Source organism: Micromonospora sp. NPDC002575, from assembly GCF_042889525.1.
GTDB classification, from domain to species: Bacteria; Actinomycetota; Actinomycetes; order Mycobacteriales; family Micromonosporaceae; genus Micromonospora; species Micromonospora carbonacea.
This window is the reverse complement of sequence record NZ_JBIARA010000010.1, coordinates 219671-238496: the sequence shown is the minus strand read 5'-3', so window position 1 is coordinate 238496 and position 18826 is coordinate 219671. Positions and strand designations below refer to the sequence as shown.

The window sequence follows — 18826 nt, the reverse complement described above, 5'->3', positions numbered from 1 at the left end:
CGGCCGTCCCGCCGCCGTCGGCGTCGGCTGCCGCACCGCCCCGCCGTGGCGCGCTCACCGTGGTCGGTCCCGCGTGACCGGTGCGCCGGTGCGGACGCTGCTGCTCTGGTGCCCCGACTGGCCGGTGCTCGCCGCCGAGATCGTCGACGGGGTGCCGGCCACCGGGGCGGTGGCCGTGCTGCACGCCAACCGGGTGGTCGCCTGCTCCGAGGCGGCCCGCGCCGAGGGCGTCCGCCGGGGTCTGCGCAAGCGGGAGGCGCAGGGGCGCTGCCCCCGGCTGACCGTCGTCGACCACGACCCGGGGCGGGACGCCCGGGCCTTCGAGCCGGTGGTCGTCGCCGTCGAGGAGCTGGCCGCCGGCGTCGAGGTGGTGCGCCCCGGTGTCTGCGCGCTGGCCGCCCGGGGCCCGGCCCGCTATTTCGGCGGCGAGGAGGCGGCCGCCGAGCGCATCATCGAGCACGTCGCCCAGACCTGCGCGGTGGAGAGCCAGGTGGGCATCGCCGACGGGGTGTTCGCCGCCGGCCTGGCGGCCCGTGCCGGGCGGGTGGTGCCCCCCGGCGGCACCCCCGGTTTCCTGGCCGGCCTGCCGGTGGAGGCGCTCGGCCGGCCGGCCCTGGCCGACCTGCTGCGCCGGCTCGGCGTACGCACCCTGGGGGGCTTCGCCGCGCTGCCGGCCGGGGACGTGCTGGCCCGGTTCGGGTTCGACGGCGCGCTGGCCCACCGGCTCGCCGCCGGCGGCGACCACCGGCCGTTGGCCGTCCGCCGGCCCCCGGTGGACCTGGCCGTCACCGCCGACCACGACGAGCCGATCGACCGGGTCGACGCCGCAGCCTTCGCCGCCCGCGCGCTGGCCGAGCGGCTGCACGACCGGCTTGCCGCGCACGGGCTGGCCTGCACCCGGCTGGGCATCGAGGCGGTCACCGCCGACGGCCAGGAACTGCACCGCGTGTGGCGGCACGACGGGCTGCTCACCGCGGCGGCCGTCGCCGACCGGGTGCGGTGGCAGCTCGACGGCTGGCTCACCGGCAGCGCCGGCCGCCCCGGCGCCCGCCCGACCCGCCCGACGGCCGGGATCATCCGGCTGCGCCTGGTGCCTGACGGGGTGCTCGCCCGGGCCGACCTGCAACCCGGGCTGTGGGGGGAGACGGGCGAGGAACGCGAGCGGGCGCACCGGGCGCTGAGCCGGGTGCAGGGCCTCCTCGGCCCCGAGGCGGTGGTCACCGCGGTGCTCGGCGGCGGCCGGTCACCGGGCGACCAGGTGCGGCTGGTGCCGTGGGGCGACGAGCGGCTGCCCGCCCGCCCCGGCGACCCGCCCGGCCCCGCCCAGGCCGGGGACTCGGCCGGCTCCGCCCGTGCCGGTGGCTTGGCTGGCCCCGCCCAGGCCGGGGACTCGGCTGGTCCCGCCCAGGCCGGCGGCTTGGCCGGCCCTGCCCGTGCCGGTGGCTTGGCTGGTCCCGCCCAGGCCGGCGGCTTGGCCGGTCCCGCCCGTGCCGGTGGGGCTGGTGGGCCTGGCCTGGCCGACCGGTGTGGTGGGTCTGCCCGATCTGGTGGGGCTGCCTGGTCCGGTGGGGCTGCCCGGGGCGGTGGGGCGGCCTCGGCGGGGCGGGGCGCGTCGCCGCCGTGGCCGGGTCGGCTGCCGCCGCCCTCGCCGGCCGTGGTGCTGCCCGTCCCGCTCGCCGCGGCCGTCCACGACGCGGCCGGCGAGCCGGTCGGGGTCAGCGCGCGGCTCCAGCTCACCGCCGCCCCGGCGCGGCTGGCCGTCGGCGCGGCCCGGCCGGTGGAGATCGTCGGCTGGGCCGGCCCGTGGCCGGTGGACGAGCGCTGGTGGTCCCCGGCGGAGGCCCGCCGCCGCGCCCGGTTCCAGGTGTGCCTGGCCGACGGGGCGGCCCTCCTGCTGGCGGTCGAGTCGGGCCAGTGGCTGGTGGAGGCGATCTATGACTGACCGCCAGGCCACCCCCACGCGGCCGACCTCCGTGGATCTTGGAAGTTTCCGGCCCCTCCAGGGGCCGGAAACTTCCAAGATCTCCGTGGCTCGGGGTGCGCGGTGAGCTTTCACAATCCCGGGATGGGGTGGGGGGAGCTGGAGCGGGTGCTCTCCGGGCGGGCCGGCTCCGGGCGGGGCGGGGAGCTGGGCCAAAGCGGTGGCTCTGGGCGGGGCGGGGAGCTGGGCCAAAGCGGTGGCTCCGGGCGGGGCGGGGAGTCGGGCCAAAGCGGTGGCTCCGGGCGGGGCGGGGAGCCGGGGCGGGGCGGGCGGCACCTGCGTGCCGTGGACCCACCCGTGGTGGATCCCCTCGCCGTCGACGCCGACGGGGGCGACGGTCCCGCCTGGAGCCGCCGCCGGGGCCGGTACACGCCGCCGGCACCACCCCGCACCGGCGGCGACGGTCCAGGCGGCGGCCCGGGCAGCGGCGGCCCGGGCAGCGGCGCGGTGCCGTACGCCGAACTGCACGCGCACAGCAACTTCAGCTTCCTCGATGGGGCCAGCCACCCCGAGGAGCTGGCCGAGGAGGCGGCCCGGCTCGGGCTCACCGCGCTCGCCGTCACCGACCACGACGGCTTCTACGGTGTGGTGCGCTTCGCCGAGGCGGCCCGCGCGCTGCACCTGCCCACGGTCTTCGGCGCGGAGCTGTCCCTCGGGCTGCCCGGCCCGCAGAACGGCGAGCCCGACCCGCTCGGTGCGCACCTGCTGGTGCTCGCCCACGGCCACGAGGGGTACGCGCGGCTCGCCGCCACCATCTCCCGGGCCCAGCTGCGCGGCGGCCAGAAGGGCCGCCCCGACTACGGGGAGCTGGAGGAGGTGGCCGCCGAGCTGCGCGACCACGTGCTGGTGCTCACCGGCTGCCGCAAGGGGCACGTGCCGGCCGCGCTGCTCACCGCGGGCGTCGACGCGGCGGCCCGGGAGTTGGACCGGCTCACCGCGCTGTTCGGCGCGGAGACGGTGGCGGTGGAGCTGACCGACCACGGGCACCCGGTCGACGGCGACCGCAACGACGCGCTCGCCGCGCTGGCCCGCGCCGCCGGGCTGCCCACGGTGGCCACGAACAACGTGCACTACGCCACCCCGGGCCGCCGCCGGCTGGCCACCACCCTGGCCGCGGTGCGGGCCCGCCGCAGCCTCGACGAGATCGACGGCTGGCTGCCCGCCGCCGGCACCGCCCACCTGCGCGACGGGGCGGAGATGGCGGCGCGGTTCGCCGCGTACCCGGGCGCGGTGGCGCGGGCCGCCGAGTTCGGCGCGGAGCTGGCGTTCGACCTGCAACTGGTCGCGCCGAAGCTGCCGGCGTACCCGGTGCCGCCGGGGCACACCGAGATGAGCTGGCTGCGCGAGCTGACCATGGCCGGGGCCCACGAGCGGTACGGGCCGCCCGAGGCGCACCCCGAGGCGTACGCGCAGCTCGACCACGAGCTGCGCATGATCGACGGGCTGGGCTTCCCCGGCTACTTCCTGGTGGTCTACGACATCGTCGCGTTCTGCCGCAAGCAGGACATCTACTGCCAGGGCCGGGGGTCGGCGGCCAACTCGGCGGTCTGCTACGCGCTGCGGATCACCAACGTGGACGCGGTGCGGCACCGGCTGCTGTTCGAGCGGTTCCTCGCCCCGGAGCGCGACGGCCCGCCCGACATCGACGTGGACATCGAGTCCGACCGCCGGGAGGAGGTGATCCAGCACGTCTACGCCCGGTACGGCCGGGAGCACGCCGCCCAGGTCGCCAACGTCATCTCGTACCGGCCCCGGTCGGCGGTGCGGGACGTGGCGAAGGCGTTCGGCTTCTCGCCCGGGCAGCAGGACGCCTGGAGCAAGCAGATCGACCGCTGGGGCTCGGTGGCCGCGGTCGACGCCGAGGACATCCCCGAGCAGGTCGTGGCGTACGCCGACGCGCTCCAGACGTTCCCGAGGCACCTGGGCATCCATTCCGGCGGGATGGTGATCTGCGACCGGCCGGTGATCGAGGTCTGCCCGGTGGAGTGGGGGCGGATGCCCGGCCGCAGCGTGCTCCAGTGGGACAAGGACGACTGCGCCGCCGTCGGGCTGGTCAAGTTCGACCTGCTCGGCCTCGGCATGCTCTCCGCCCTGCACTACGGCTACGACATGATCGGCGAGACCCTCGACCTGGGCGACATGACCCTGGACGACCCCGAGGTCTACGACATGCTCTGCCGGGCCGACTCGGTGGGGGTGTTCCAGGTGGAGAGCCGCGCCCAGATGGCCACCCTGCCCCGGCTGAAGCCCCGCGAGTTCTACGACCTGGTGGTGGAGGTGGCGCTGATCCGGCCCGGCCCGATCCAGGGCGGCTCGGTGCACCCGTACATCCGGCGGCGCAACGGCCAGGAGCCGGTGACGTACCCGCACCCGCTGATGCGCAACGCGCTGGAGAAGACCCTCGGCGTGCCGCTGTTCCAGGAGCAGCTCATGCAGCTCGCCATCGACCTGGCCGGCTTCGACGCGGCGGAGGCCGACCAGCTGCGCCGGGCGATGGGGGCGAAGCGGTCGGTGCAGCGGATGGCGCGGATCGCCGACCGGCTCTACGCGGGGATGGCCGAGCGGGGCATCGCCGGCGAGCTGGCCGACGACGTCTACCGCAAGCTCACCGCGTTCGCCAGCTACGGCTTCCCGGAGAGCCACGCGATGAGCTTCGCCTACCTGGTGTACGCCAGCTCCTGGCTCAAACGCTACCACCCGGGGCCGTTCCTGGCCGCGCTGCTCAACGCCCAGCCGATGGGCTTCTACTCGCCGCAGACCCTGGTGGACGACGCGCGGCGGCACGGGGTGCAGGTGCGCCGGCCCGACGTCAACGCCAGCGGCGCGAAAGCCGTGCTGGAGTCCACCCCGGACACCCGGTGGGGCAGCGCGCCGGGCGAGCCGCCGCACGCGTGGGGGCTGGGCGGTCCGGCGGTGCGGCTCGGGCTGGGCGGGGTGCGTAACCTCGGCGATCCGGTGGCCGAGCGGATCGAGGCGGAGCGGGCGGCGCACGGGCCGTACCGTGACATGTCGGACCTGGCCCGGCGCGTGGGCCTGTCGGCCGCGCAGCTGGAGGCGCTGGCCACCGCCGACGCCTTCGCCTGCTTCGGGCTGACCCGGCGGCAGGCGCTCTGGGCCGCCGGGGCGGCGGCGCAGGACCGGCCGGGCCGGCTGCCGGGCACGGTGACCGGCGCGACCGCGCCGACGCTGCCCGGCATGGACGCGGTGGACCGCCTCGTCGCCGACGTCTGGGCGACGGGCCTGTCGCCGGAGAGCCATCCGGCCCGGTTCCTGCGCGACCGGCTCGACGCCCTCGGCGCGGTGCCGATCGCCCGGCTGGGGCGGGTGGAGCCGGGCCGGCGGATCCGCGTCGGCGGGATCGTCACCCACCGGCAGCGGCCGGGCACCGCCGGCGGGGTCACCTTCCTCAACCTGGAGGACGAGACCGGCATGCTCAACGTCACCTGCTCGCCGGGGCTGTGGCAGCGCTACCGGCAGGTGGCGCGCACCAGCGCCGCGCTGGTGGTGCGCGGCCGGTTGCAGCGGCACGAGGGGGTGACCAACCTGACCGCCGACCGGCTCGATCCGATCGAGCCGCCGGTCGCCCCGGCCTCCCGCGACTTCCGCTGACGTAAGGAGGGGCACCTTGTTAACGCTTTCTGCATAGCAGGGGCCCCCTGTTAACACCGTCGGGGCTGACTAGGCTCGACCGTGTGGAGCAGACCCGTGCCCGGTTCACCGGCCCGCCGTTGACCCCCCGTACCGCCGTCATCTGGTCGGTGCTGCGGGCCGAGCTGGAACGCCGCGCCGGCGGCCGGCTCACCGTCCTCGACGTCGGCGGCGGCACCGGCGGCTTCGCCGTGCCCCTGGCGCAGGCCGGGCACCGGGTCACCGTGGTCGACGCCAGCCCCGACGCGCTCGCCGCGCTCACCCGCCGGGCCGCCGAGGCCGGCGTCGGCGACCGGGTGCGCGCCGTGCAGGGCGACGGCGACGCCCTCGCCGGGCTGGTCGAGCCGGCCAGCGTCGACCTGGTGCTCTGCCACTCCGTGCTGGAGGTCGTCGACGACCCCGCGCCCGTCGTGACCGCGCTGGTCACCGCGTTGCGCCCGGGCGGCGCGGCGAGCGTCCTGGTGGCCGGGCAGGCCGCCGCCGCGCTCGGCCGGGCGATGAACGGCCACCTCGACGTGGCCGCCGCCCTGGCCGCCGACCCGGCCGGCACCGCCGGCCCCCGCGACACCCTGCGGCGGCGCTACGACGCCGACCGCGCCGCCGCGCTGCTGGCCGCCGCCGGCCTCACGGTCGAGGAGATCCACGGGGTACGCGTCCTGGCCGACCTCCTCCCCGCCGCCGTCGCGGACGGCCAGCAGGCCGCCCTGGTCGAGCTGGAGCGGGCCCTGGCCGCCCGGCCGCCGTACCGGGACCTGGCCGCCCAGCTGCACCTCTTCGCCCGCCGCCCGGCATGACCCCCGTCGTCCCGCCCCCCGCGGAGGAGCCCCCGGCGGGGCTCGCCGGGCCGGCCGGCCGCGGGGCCGGCGTGCCGCCCCCGCGCGGGCCCGTCGATCCGCTGGCCCCGGTGCCGCCCCGCTACGGCGGCGCGAGCCTGGCCGACGTGCTGCCCAGCGCCCTGGCGGTGCTCGGCGTGCCCGGGGCCGTCGACCTGCTCGGGCTGACGCCCGCGCTCGCCGGGGTGCGGCGGGTCGCGGTGCTGCTGGTCGACGGGCTCGGCTGGCACCAGATCCCCACCGCCGCCCCGCACGCCCCGACCCTGGCCGGGCTGGCCGCGACCGTCGGCCGCCCACTCACCTGCGGCTTCCCGTCGACCACCCCGACCAGCCTGGTGACGCTGGGCACCGGGGCCGCGCCCGGCGCGCACGGGGTGCTCGGGTTCCGGGTGCGGGTGCCCGACACCGACCGGGTGCTCAGCCACATCGAGTGGACCGGCGACCCGGAGCCGCTGCGCTGGCAGCCGGTCGCCACCCAGCTCGAACGCGCCCGCGCCGCCGGGGTCGCGGTGACCGTGGTGAGCCGCCCCGAGTACGCCGGCAGCGGGCTCACCCTGGCCGCCAACCGGGGCGGGGACTACCGGGGCGCCGCCGACGCCGACGCGCTGGCCACCGCGATGCTGGCCGCGCTGCACGCCGGGACCGGGCCGGCCCTGGTCTCCGGCTACCACCCCGACCTGGACCGGCACGGCCACCTCTCCGGCGTCGACTCGCCGCCGTGGCGGGCCGCCGCGACCGTGGTGGACGCGCTGCTCGCCCGCCTGGTCGACGGGCTGCCGCCGGACGCCGCGTTGCTGGTCACCGCCGACCACGGCCAGCTCGACGTGCCGCAGGCCGACCGGATCGACTTCGACGCCGACGACCGGCTGCGGGCCGGGGTGCGGGTGCTCGCCGGGGAGCCCCGGGTCCGCTACCTGCACGTCGCCCCGGGTGCGGCCGACGACGTGGTGGCCGCCTGGGAGGCCGTGCTCGGCGACGCGGCCCGGGTGCTGCGCCGCGAGGAGGCGGTGGCCACCGGCTGGTTCGGGCCGGTGCCCGAGGCGCACCTGGGCCGCATCGGCGACGTGGTGGTGGTCTGCCGGGGCACGTCCGCGGTGGTCGCCACCCGCTCGGAGCACCCCATGGACGCCCGCCTGGTCGCCTACCACGGGTCGGACACGGCCGCCGAGATGACCATCCCGCTGCTGGTCGTGCGCGGCTGACCGGGGCGGCGCGGCGGCGGTGCCGGCCCCGGGGGCCGCGGCGTGTCGTACCCGAGGGCTAGCCTGCGGGCATGGGTCGCAGTCAGTCGTTGCCGCGCGGCGGCGACCCGCGCTTCGGGCCCGACGGCGACGACTCCGGCAGCCCGATCCTGCACGTCGACATGGACGCCTTCTACGCCTCGGTCGAGGTGCGCCGCCGCCCCGAGCTGCGGGGCCGGCCCGTCGTGGTCGGCGGGGTCGGCCCGCGCGGCGTGGTCAGCGCCGCCAGCTACGAGGCCCGCCGGTACGGCGTCCGCAGCGCCATGCCGATCATGCGCGCCCGGGCGTTGTGCCCGCACGCGGTCTACCTGCCGCCCGACTTCGCGCAGTACACGGCGGCCTCCCGGGCGGTGATGCAGATCCTGCGGGACGTCACGCCGCTGGTCGAGCCGCTCTCGCTCGACGAGGCGTTCCTCGACGTGGCCGGGGCCCGCCGGCTGTTCGGTTCGCCCGCCGAGATCGCCCGCGGCATCCGCGCCCGGGTCGCCGACGAGCAGGGGCTGACCTGCTCGGTGGGGGTCGCGCCGAGCAAGTTCGTGGCCAAGCTCGGCTCCACCCGGGCCAAGCCCGACGGGCTGCTCGTGGTGCCGGCCGACCGGGTGCTCGACTTCCTGCGGCCCCTGCCGGTCGACGCCCTGTGGGGCGTGGGGGAGCGCTCCGCCGAGACGCTGCGCCGGCTCGGGCTGGCGACCATCGGCGACCTGGCCGAGGCGCCGCGCGGGATGCTCCGCAAGGCGCTCGGCGAGGCCGCCGCGGCCCACCTGCACGAGCTGGCCTGGGGGCGCGACCCGCGCCGGGTCAGCCCCGAGCAGGTGGAGAAGTCGATCGGCGCGGAGGTGACGTTCGACGCGGACGTGGCCGACCCGCTGGAGATCCGCCGGGCCCTGCTCGCCCTCGCCGAGAAGGTCGGCGCCCGGCTGCGCCGGGCCGGGCAGGTCGGCCGCACGGTGTCGATCAAGGTGCGCACGGCCGATTTCCGCACGGTCAGCCGGTCCCGCACCCTCGACGTGGCGACCGACACGGCGCGGGAGATGTTCGACACGGCGTGGGCCCTCTACACCGTCCTCGACCCCGGTGAGCGGATCCGCCTCGTCGGGGTGCGGATGGAGGGTCTCGCACCGGCGGGCGAGACGCCGCAGCAGCTGACCCTGGGCGCCCCCGAGCGCGGCTGGCGGGAGGCGGAGGCCGTGGCGGACGCCGCCGCCGCCCGATTCGGGCGTTCCGTCATAGGTCCGGCGAGCCTGCTCGGCCGGCGCGATCCCGGGCGAAACGAAAATCCGCCCCGCCCATAGGTCGTCCCGCTTTCCGACGCGCGACCCCCCTCGTAGACTTGTCGTTAAGCAGCCGGTTGGCTGCCACGGTCTGTCGGTCCGACCGGGCCGACCAGCGTGACCGGGGAGGAGTGCCGTGCCGCTCTCGGAGCACGAGCAGCGGCTGTTCGAGCAGATCGAGCGGTCGCTTGCCGAGGACCCAAAATTCGCCTCGGCCGTGCGTGCCAGCGATCCGCGTTTCCACGCGCGGCGTCGTCTGCTCGTCGCTGCCGGCGCGATCATCGTTGGCCTGGCTCTACTGGTCTACGGTGCGGTGATCAAGACGCCACCGCTCGCGGTGGTGGGTTTCGTCATCATGCTGGGTTCGGCGGCGTACGCGGTGCAGTCGCACCGCAAGGCGCAGTCCCCCGACCTGCACGTGGTCGGGGGGACGACCACCAGCCGACGCCGCCCGCGCGGGCGGTCCGGCCGGCGGTCGTCGTTCGTGGATCGGATGGAGGACCGGTGGCGGCAGCGCCCGGAGGGGCACCGCTGACCCGGCTCCACCGCTGATCCTCGGTTCCGCCGGCCCGGCGGGACCACGCTGATCCGGCCCGCCGACGGCGGGCCGCTGTTTCCTGTCCGCACCGGGGCCACGTGCGCTGCTTCCGCATGCGAAAAGCGCGTTCGGTGGCCGGTTGCGGTGGAATCACGTCGGCGTGTCGTGTGCTGGAAGCAGCCAACGTTCCCGGCCGCCGCCCGGCCAGCCCGTCAGCGGCCGGTGCGGGTGGCCAGCAGCCGACGTGGGCTCCAGCGCAGCAGCCGGTACCGGGCGTCGCCCGTCCTGGCCACCAGCCGGGAGGACGCGTTGCCCAGCGCCGTGCGCCAGCGCAGCAGCACCGACGGCGGCAGCACCGCCGCCAGCAGCCGGGTCCGCCGGTCGGTCCGGGTGGCGAGCGCGCCCCGGACGGCGCGCAGCGCCGGGTGCAGCTCCCCGCCCGCGAGCGGGGTGCGGGCGTACCGGGCCAGTTCCTCGGCGCGGCCCAGCAGCCGCACCGCCGTGGCGGCGGAGGCGTCCTCCCCGACGGCCTCGGTGACGAGGCGCTCGGCGGTCGCCCTCGGCGTCTCCGTCCGGTCCACCCGGACCCGGTAGTCGACCAGGGTGTCGAGCAGCTCGTCCCAGGCGGCGTGCGCGTCCGCCCGCGCCCTGTCGGGGTCCACCACCACCGTGACGGACCGGCCCGGTTCGCCGGCCGGGCCCGCGTCGGCGTCCACCGTGGCCGGTGCGAGCGTCACCGCCGGCCGGGCGGCCCGCCTGCGGCGCAGCGCCATCCGCAGCAGCGCCGGCGCGGCGAGCAGGGCCAGCAGCGCCAGCGCGCCGGCCGTCCACCAGGGCCACACCGGGGCCTGCCGGGTGGGATGGTCCGCCCCGACCGCCAGGCCGGCGTCGGTGTCCTCGTCGGCGGCGTCCGGGTCGGCGGCGTCCGGCGTCGGCGTCGAGTCGTCGGGGGCGGCCGGTGCGCCCGGCTCGGTGGCCGCCGGCTCCGGCGCGTCGATGTCCGGGGCCCACGCCGAGCGGGTGGAGCCCTGCACCCCGTACGCCGGGGTGGCGTCGAACGGCACCCAGCCCATCCCGTCGAAGTAGACCTCCGTCCAGGCGTGCAGGTTGCGGTTGGTCAGCACGTACCCCTCGTCGGTGCGGCCGGTGCCGTTGGTGAAGCCGAACGCCACCCGGGCCGGGATGCCGGCCGACCGGACCAGCCAGGCCATCGCCGCCGCGTACTGCTGGCAGAAGCCGGCCTTGTTGTTGAGGAAGTCGACGATGTCCTGGCCGCTGGTGCCGCCCTTCGTGGTCAGGCTGTAGATGAAGCCGTTGTCCGCCGAGAAGTGGTCGTAGATCGCCCGGACCTTGTCGTAGTCGGTGCTGCGGCCCCGGACCAGGTCGGCGACCAGCGTGTCGACCTGCTCGACCGGCGGGGTGACGGTCTGCTGGAGCCGGATCGGGTGGTCCGACGGCAGCGACGGGGCCCGGCGCAGCGCCGCCGGCGTGTACGTCGAGCGGACGTAGTCGAACGAGTAGCGCTTGCCGCGGGAGTTCTCCCGGTTGGAGAAGACCACCTGCTGGTTCGGGTCGTAGAGCCAGTTGCCGCTGAGCTCCGCGGTGCGCACCGGCTCGGCGTAGGCCGGCAGCAGCGGCATGTTGAGGTTCTTGGAGACCTCCACGGTGGCCTGGTACCGCGTCCGCTCGACGCCGTTGCCCGCGCCGGAGCGCTGGGTCGGGTCGGGCAGGTCCCGGGTGACGGGCCGACCGGTCGGGTTGCGCACCCGGAAGCCGTCGGGCCGCAGCTCGTCGGCGACGCCGTAGCGCAGGTAGAACGGGTTCGGCTCGTTGGTGGTCACGGTGACCATCTCGTAGACCTCGGACTGGTTCAGCTGACCGCTCAGCGAGGCGAAGAGGTCGATGCGGCCCGGGTTGCCGCCCTGGCCGTTGCCCGACCCGGTGCCGGTCCCGGCGCCCACGGCGTTGAGCAGGCCACCGGTCATCCCCGGCACCGCCAGCGGCAGCGCCACCGCCAGCACCACCCCGACCACGGCGAGCCGCCGCCCGGCGGCGGCCAACGGGGAGGACTCCCACACGTCGACGTCGCGGCCGTCGCCGGTGAACCGGCGGCCGAACCGGCGGACCCGGTCGACGTTGTCGGTGACCAGCAGCCACAGGTAGCCGGCCGCGCCGACCACGAACGGCACGGCGGGGACGCTGTCGACGTAGACGGCGACGGGCACCGAGTAGATGGCCAGCATCGGCAGCCCGGCCAGCGCCGGGCGGCGCAGGCCGACGGCGAGCACGTCGACCACCACGGCCACCCCGCCGATGCCGAGCGCGCTGACGAACAGCAGCGGGTCGGTGTCGGGCACCTTCACCCCGTACGAGCGCATGTCCACCACGGACGCGCTCAGCAGCTCGCCGAAGTGGGCGAACGTGCCCGGGGTCGGCAGGAACGCCACCAGCTCGGTGCCGGCGGGGAAGAGCCAGGCCAGCGCGAGCGTCAGCCCGCCGAGCATGCCCAGCACCTGCCCCCACAGCGGGGCCCGGACCAGCCTGGTCAGCGCGGCTGCCCCGGCGACCACCGTGACCGCGATGGCGGCCTGGATGAGCCAGGTCCACCGCTCGAAGATGGCCGACAGCGGGGCCGCCGCCAGCAGGGTCGCGGCGGCGGCCACGAAGCCGAGGTTGCGGGTCGCGGTCACGGGGGAGCCCTTTCCGGTCATCGTGCCGCCGGATCGGGCCGACAGGAGCGCCCGGCCCGGCGGATCGTCACTTGACGCCCCCGGCCACGGTCTCGGCCAGCGCGGCCCGCAGGGCGAACCCCTGCGAGCCCCGGCCGGCCTGCGGCCACAGCGCGGGCAGCCGGGCGCCGTGGTCGACCCCGACGACCCGCCACCCGCTCTGCAACAGGGCGAGCGCGGCGGCGCCGTGCGCGTGGTCGGCCTCGGCCCGGGCCCGGGGCGGAAGGTGGAGCCAGGTGGAGCTGTCCAGCAGGAAGCCGACGCAGGTCGCGCCGTTGCCGCGCAGGCCGGCGAGCAGCTCCGCCTCGGCGGTGCTCACCGTGCCGAACAGGCCGATGATCAGGCCGCCGTCGCCGCGCTGCCGGACCTGCCGCACCAGCGTGGTGATGTCGCCGCGCGGGTCGAGGCGGACCTCCGCGAGCTGGTCGAGCAGCAGCCCGTCCCCGGCGGCCTCGGTGGCGTCGACGTCCGCGCCGTCGCCGGTGACCAGGCGCAGCTTGTAGCCGGCCTGGCGCAGGTGCACGGCGATGCTGGCCGCCGCGGAGACCGCCCACTCGAAGCTGGCGGTGGGGCCGTCGCCCCGGTGGCCGTAGCCCCGGGTGTCCAGCACCACCGTCGCCCGGCTCTCCCAGGGCTGCTCCTCGCGGCGCACCATCAGCTCGCCGGTGCGGGCCGTGGACTTCCAGTGCACCCGGCGCAGGTCGTCGCCCATCCGGTACTCCCGGGTCGCCGCGTCGTCCTCGCCGTGCACCGCGACCGACCGGGCGCGGCTGGAGCCGCTGCCCGCGTACTCGCCGGGGAGCCGGACCGAGGGCAGCGGGGTGACCTGCGGGATCACCGTGAGCTGGTCGACGCTGGGGAACGACCGGGTCAGCTCGCACAGCCCGAACGGGTCGGTGAGCCGCACCACCAGCGGGCCCACCTCGTACCGGCCGCGCACGTCCGCGCGGACCGTGTACGCCACGGAGCTGGCCTGGTGCGCGCCGAGCCGCTCCAGCACCACCCGGGGCCGGCTGCCCAGGGCGTACGGCAGCCGGTCCTCCAGCAGCAGCGTGCCGGTGGGCAGGCGGGACATGTTCTGCAACCGCAGCACCACCCGGGAGCTGGCCCCGACCGGCACCCGGTGCGGGTCCAGCGACCGGTTGCAGGCCAGCTTGTAGCGGCTGCGCCCCACGTAGGCGGCGGCGAGCAGCGGCAGGACGGCGAGCAGCACGGCCACCCGGAGCAGGTCCTTCTCGCCGAGGATGACGGCGGAGACCGCCGCGGCGAGCGCGGCGGCCAGGAACGAGCGGCCGCGGGTGGTCAGGCCCCGGAGCCCGTCGCGCACGCTCACCGCCTCCGCGGCTCGTACGGGGCGCGGCCGTTGCCGTCGGCGGCGGGCCGGTTGTCGTACGGGGAACGCTGGCGGTCGTGCGGCAGCGGCAGCCGGTGCACCAGCTCGGCGACGATCGCGTCGGTGGTGCGCCGGGCGAGCTGGGCGTCGGCGGTCGGGATGATCCGGTGGGCGAGCACCGGCACCGCGAGCGCCTGCAGGTCGTCGGGGAGCACGTAGTCGCGCCCCTCCAGGGCGGCGACGGCCCGGGCGGTGCGCAGGAGCTGGAGGGTGGCCCGGGGCGACGCGCCCAGCCGCAGGTCGGGGGCCTCCCGGGTGGCGGTGACCAGGTCCACCGCGTACTGCTTCACGGCGTCGGCGACGTGCACCTCGCGGACGGTGGCGATGAGCCGGCGCACGGTGTCGGCGTCGGAGACCGCCCGCAGCTCCTGCAACGGGTCGGCCGCGCCGTGCCCGTCCAACATGGCCAGCTCCGCCTCCGGCCCCGGGTAGCCCATCGCGATGCGGGCGGTGAACCGGTCGCGCTGCGCCTCGGGCAGCGGGTAGGTCCCCTCCATCTCGATCGGGTTCTGGGTGGCGATCACCATGAACGGGGTCTGTAGCTGGTAGGTGACCCCGTCGACGGTGACCTGCCGCTCCTCCATGCACTCCAGCAGGGCGGACTGGGTCTTCGGCGAGGCCCGGTTGATCTCGTCGCCGACGACCAGGTTGGCGAAGACCGCGCCGGGGCGGAACTCGAAGTCGTGCGTCTCCTGGTTGTAGACGCTGACGCCGGTGACGTCGCTGGGCAGCAGGTCGGGGGTGAACTGGATGCGCCGCACCGAACAGTCGATGGACCGGGCGAGGGCCTTCGCCAGCTTGGTCTTGCCCACGCCCGGGACGTCCTCGATGAGGAGGTGGCCCTCGGCGAGCAGGACGGCCAGGGCGAGCCGGACGGTGGCCGTCTTGCCCTCGATGACCTGCTCGATGTTGGCCACGATGGCCTCGCTGGCGGCGCGGAACTCGTCGTGCGGCAGCAGACCGCCCACCTCGTCCCAGGTCTGTTGTGTCACGGGCCTCCTCCTCGTCGCCACGACGGCAGCTCTGTTAAGAGCACCTGGACCCGCCGTTGGGTTCGCGACGGGAGAGCCTCGTCTGCCGCAGAAATCTCACTGGCCTCTCAGGCTAACCATGTTTGTCGTGAACGCCGAACCCCGCAGCAAGTCGGTCGGTTACGCCCGGAATATTCGCTCGACGGGGGAAACGTGTCGTCACCCAACGTGAGAGGGGTGTCCCGCGTCCCGCCTCGCGGCGGCGGGCCGCGTGCCCGGCGGGCCGGCGGGGTACACTGCCCGACATGGCCGGAGTCTTCCTGCTTCTTACCGGGCCGTGCTGATGCGCTGACGCGCGACAGCACGGCGGCCCCTCCTGCGCGAGGGGCTTTTTTGCGCCCTCCACCGGGCCGGCCCGGCGAGCCGAGATTGCCGGCCCGGGTCCGGCGGGCCGAGACCGCCGGACCCGGCCCGGCGACGCCGCGACGAAGCGAACGAGGAGAGACGATGAGTGAGGCGACAGCGGCGGGCGACATCCCCCCGTACCGGTACACCGCGGCCCTGGCCGAGGAGATCGAGCAGCGCTGGCAGGACACCTGGCAGCGGGAGGGCACGTTCCACGCCCCGAACCCGACCGGGCCGCTGGCCGACCCCGGCCACCCCCGGGCCGGCGCGGAGAAGCTGTACGTGCTGGACATGTTCCCGTACCCGTCGGGGGCGGGCCTGCACGTCGGGCACCCGCTGGGCTACATCGGCACCGACTGCTTCGCGCGCTACCAGCGGATGGCCGGCCGCAACGTGCTGCACGCGATGGGCTTCGACGCGTTCGGCCTGCCCGCCGAGCAGTACGCGGTGCAGACCGGCACCCACCCCCGCACCACGACCGTGGCCAACATCGAGCGGTACAAGGCGCAGCTGCGCCGGCTGGGCCTGGCCCACGACGACCGCCGCTCGGTGGCCACCATCGACACCGACTTCTACCGCTGGACCCAGTGGATCTTCCTGCAGGTCTTCAACTCCTGGTACGACGCGGACGCCCGCAGGGCCCGGCCGGTCGCCGAGCTGATCGCCGAGTTCGCCGCAGGCGAGCGCCCGACGCCGGACGGCCGGCCGTGGGCCGAGCTGACCGACGCCGAGCGGCGGGCGATCGTCGACGGGCACCGGCTGGCGTACGTCTCGGAGGCCCCGGTGAACTGGTGCCCGGGGCTGGGCACCGTGCTGGCCAACGAGGAGGTCACCGCCGACGGCCGCTCCGACCGGGGCAACTTCCCCGTGTTCAAGCGCAACCTGAAGCAGTGGATGATGCGGATCACCGCGTACGGCGACCGGCTGCTGGAGGACCTGGACGCCCTGGACTGGCCCGAGCCGATCAAGCTGATGCAGCGCAACTGGATCGGCCGGTCCACCGGCGCGCACATCGACTTCGCCACCGACCGGGGCCCGGTGCGGGTGTTCACGACCCGCCCGGACACCATCTTCGGGGCCACCTACATGGTGCTGGCCCCCGAGCACGAGCTGGTCGACGCGCTGGTGCCGGCCGCCTGGCCGGACGGGACGCGGGACGCCTGGACCGGCGGGCACGCCAACCCCCGGGCGGCCGTCGAGGCGTACCGCAAGGCGGCGGCGGCCAAGACCGACGTGGAGCGGCAGGCCGACACGAAGGAGAAGACCGGCGTCTTCGTCGGCGCGTACGCCACCAATCCCGTCACCGGCGGGCAGATCCCGATCTTCATCGCCGACTACGTGCTGGCCGGCTACGGCACCGGCGCGATCATGGCGGTGCCGGCGCAGGACGAGCGGGACTGGGCGTTCGCCGAGGTCTTCGAGCTGCCGATCGTGCGTACCGTGCAGCCCGCCGACGGCTTCGCCGGCAAGGCGTACACCGGGGACGGGCCGGCGATCAACAGCGCCGCGCCCGAACGCGGCCTGGACCTGAACGGCCTGGGGGTCGCCGACGCGAAGGCGGCGATCATCGCGTGGCTGGAGGCCAACGGCCACGGCGCCGGCGCGACCACCTACCGGCTGCGCGACTGGCTGTTCTCCCGCCAGCGCTACTGGGGCGAGCCGTTCCCGATCGTCTACGACGCCAGCGGCGCGGCGATCGCGCTGCCCGAGTCGATGCTGCCGGTCGAGCTGCCCGAGGTCGACGACTTCTCCCCGAAGACGTTCGACCCCGACGACGCCGACAGCAATCCGGAGACCCCGCTGTCGCGCCGCCGCGACTGGGTCGAGGTCGAGCTGGACCTGGGCGACGGGCCGCAGCGCTACACCCGCGAGACCAACGTGATGCCGCAGTGGGCCGGCTCCTGCTGGTACGAGCTGCGCTACCTGGACCCGACCAACGCCGACCGGTTCGTCGACGCGGAGAACGAGCGGTACTGGATGGGCCCACGCGCCGAGGGCGACTGCGGCGGCACCGACCTGTACGTCGGCGGCGCCGAGCACGCCGTGCTGCACCTGCTGTACGCCCGCTTCTGGCACAAGGTGCTGTACGACCTGGGCCACGTGTCCAGCTTCGAGCCGTTCCGCAAGCTGTTCAACCAGGGCATGATCCAGGCGTACGCGTACACCGACGCCCGGGGCTCCTACGTGCAGGCCGAGGAGGTCGTCGAGCGCGACGGCGCCTGGTTCCTGGGCGAGGAGGAGGTGCGCCGCGAGTACGGCAAGATGGGCAAGTCGCTGAAGAACGTGGTGACCCCCGACGACATGTGCGCCGCGTACGGCGCGGACACCTTCCGGGTGTACGAGATGTCGATGGGTCCGCTGGAGGTGTCCCGCCCGTGGGAGACCCGGGCGGTCGTCGGGTCGTACCGGTTCCTGCAACGGGTCTGGCGGGCCGTCGTCGACGAGCAGACCGGCGCGACGCGGGTCACCGACGACCCGGCCGACGAGGCCACCCGGCGGCTGCTGCACAAGGTGGTCGACGGCGTCCGGGGCGACATGGAGGGGATCCGGTTCAACACCGCGATCGCCAAGCTGATCGAGCTGACCAACGCGCTGACCCGGCTGCCGGCCACGCCCCGCGAGGTGGCCGAGCCGCTGGTGCTGATGCTGGCCCCGTTCGCCCCGCACGTCGCCGAGGAGCTGTGGCGGCGGCTGGGCCACGACACCTCCCTGGCGTACGCGGACTTCCCGACCGCCGACCCGGCCCTGCTGGTCGCCGAGACGGTGACGTACCCGGTGCAGATCAACGGCAAGGTGCGCGGCCGGATCGAGGTGAGCGCCGACGCGTCCGAGGACGACGTGCGGTCGGCGGCGCTGGAGGCGGTGGCGGGCGCGCTGGCCGGCAAGCAGCCCCGCAAGGTCATCGTGGTGAAGGGCCGGATGGTCTCCGTCGTCGCCTGAGGTGCAAGGAGGGGCCCCTTGTTAACGCATTCTGCATAGCAGGGGCCCCTTATTAACTCCCCGCTGGGCGGGGCGCGGCGGCGCGGCGGTGGCGTTCCGCGCGCCACCAGCGGTGCAGCAGCACCGCGCTGGCGATCAGGCCCAGGCTCGCGGGCGCGGCGGCGTACCAGTTGACGTCGCCGGGGGAACTGGCCGCCGCGCCGAGCGCCGCGTAGCCGAACGAGGTCGGGGCGGAGGCGAGGACGCTGCCGGCGAGGTACGGCAGCACCCGCGCGCCGGTGGTGCCGTAGCCGTAGCTGACCAGCCCGTATCCGGAGATCGGCAGCAGCCGGACCGTGGCCACGCCCAGCACGCTCTGCCGGGCGAACCAGCCGTCGAGGCGGGCGAGCCGCCCGCGGGCCCGCTCGGCGACGAACTCCCGGCCCAGCGCCCGGCCGACGGCGAAGCCGAGCGCGGCGGCCAGCAGCGCCGCGCCGAGCGCGTACGCCGCGCCTTCGAGGGGACCGAAGACCGCGCCGAAGGCGAGGGTGACGAAGGTGCGCGGCACCAGGACGACCAGCAGCAGCGCCCCGCCGACGATCGCGGCGACCGGGGCGTAGCCGCCGAGGGAGTCCGCGAGCCGGGGCAGCGCCGCCGGGTCGGGCCGGGGGAGCACCGGCAGCAGCGCCGCCAGCCCGGCGAGCAGGAGCAGCAGCAGGGCGAACCGGCGCGCCGGCGGCTGCCCGAGCAGCCGCCGGGCGGCGGGAAGCAATCGTCGGGCCGCTGGCAGCAGTCGTCGGATGGCGAGCAGCAGCCGCCGGGCCGTGGGCAGCAGCCGCCGGGCGGCGGAGAGCAGCCGGCGCGGGGCCCGGGTCATGCGCGGGCGCGCCGCGGCAG

At 76.0% G+C, this 18826-nt stretch carries 11 protein-coding genes; 7 read left to right on the top strand and 4 right to left on the bottom strand.

The features are described from left to right. Positions 1 to 73 precede the first annotated feature (73 nt). The 6 genes from ACFYWL_RS17725 (at position 74) to ACFYWL_RS17700 (ending at position 9509) form a co-directional block, all read left to right on the top strand. On the top strand, positions 74 to 1942 hold the full coding sequence (locus ACFYWL_RS17725) for a DNA polymerase Y family protein (RefSeq protein ID WP_386973701.1): 1869 nt from the start codon (positions 74 to 76) through the stop codon (positions 1940 to 1942). 102 nt (positions 1943 to 2044) lie between these two features. Further along, complete coding sequence (locus ACFYWL_RS17720; protein ID WP_386973699.1) at positions 2045 to 5590, top strand: error-prone DNA polymerase; 3546 nt, start codon at positions 2045 to 2047, stop codon at positions 5588 to 5590. Between the two features lie 65 nt (positions 5591 to 5655). Beyond that, positions 5656 to 6423 carry a class I SAM-dependent methyltransferase gene (locus tag ACFYWL_RS17715; protein ID WP_386973801.1) on the top strand — a complete coding sequence of 256 codons (768 nt, stop codon included), beginning with the start codon at positions 5656 to 5658 and terminating at the stop codon, positions 6421 to 6423. After that, the gene (locus ACFYWL_RS17710) at positions 6420 to 7664 is read left to right on the top strand and encodes an alkaline phosphatase family protein (protein WP_386973696.1); all 1245 of its coding nucleotides are present in this window, start codon (positions 6420 to 6422) and stop codon (positions 7662 to 7664) included. The genes ACFYWL_RS17715 and ACFYWL_RS17710 overlap by 4 nt, the downstream gene beginning before the upstream one ends. A gap of 71 nt (positions 7665 to 7735) precedes the next feature. Then, the gene (locus tag ACFYWL_RS17705; RefSeq protein ID WP_386973693.1) at positions 7736 to 8995 is read left to right on the top strand and encodes a DNA polymerase IV; all 1260 of its coding nucleotides are present in this window, start codon (positions 7736 to 7738) and stop codon (positions 8993 to 8995) included. Between the two features lie 115 nt (positions 8996 to 9110). Beyond that, positions 9111 to 9509, top strand: a complete 399-nt coding sequence (locus ACFYWL_RS17700; protein WP_043967266.1) for a DUF3040 domain-containing protein — start codon at positions 9111 to 9113, stop codon at positions 9507 to 9509. Between the two features lie 215 nt (positions 9510 to 9724). Here the strand turns inward: ACFYWL_RS17700 and ACFYWL_RS17695 are convergent, their stop codons facing one another. The 3 genes from ACFYWL_RS17695 to ACFYWL_RS17685 form a co-directional block, all read right to left on the bottom strand. After that, positions 9725 to 12202, bottom strand: a complete 2478-nt coding sequence (locus ACFYWL_RS17695) for a DUF3488 and DUF4129 domain-containing transglutaminase family protein (protein WP_386973690.1) — start codon at positions 12200 to 12202, stop codon at positions 9725 to 9727. Positions 12203 to 12269: 67 nt separating this feature from the next. Beyond that, entirely contained in the window at positions 12270 to 13568 is a 1299-nt protein-coding gene (locus ACFYWL_RS17690) for a DUF58 domain-containing protein (protein WP_386973688.1), read from the bottom strand. Positions 13569 to 13570: 2 nt separating this feature from the next. After that, positions 13571 to 14626: a MoxR family ATPase gene (locus ACFYWL_RS17685; protein ID WP_077939049.1), complete on the bottom strand. Its 1056-nt coding sequence runs from the start codon at positions 14624 to 14626 to the stop codon at positions 13571 to 13573. 486 nt (positions 14627 to 15112) lie between these two features. On the opposite strand from ACFYWL_RS17685, the gene leuS reads away from it, so the two are divergent. Further along, positions 15113 to 17950 carry a leucine--tRNA ligase gene (leuS, locus tag ACFYWL_RS17680; RefSeq protein WP_386973685.1) on the top strand — a complete coding sequence of 946 codons (2838 nt, stop codon included), beginning with the start codon at positions 15113 to 15115 and terminating at the stop codon, positions 17948 to 17950. Positions 17951 to 18002: 52 nt separating this feature from the next. On the opposite strand, the gene ACFYWL_RS17675 is transcribed toward leuS, so the two are convergent. Then, on the bottom strand, positions 18003 to 18806 hold the full coding sequence (locus ACFYWL_RS17675) for a TVP38/TMEM64 family protein (protein WP_386973682.1): 804 nt from the start codon (positions 18804 to 18806) through the stop codon (positions 18003 to 18005). Positions 18807 to 18826 lie beyond the last annotated feature (20 nt).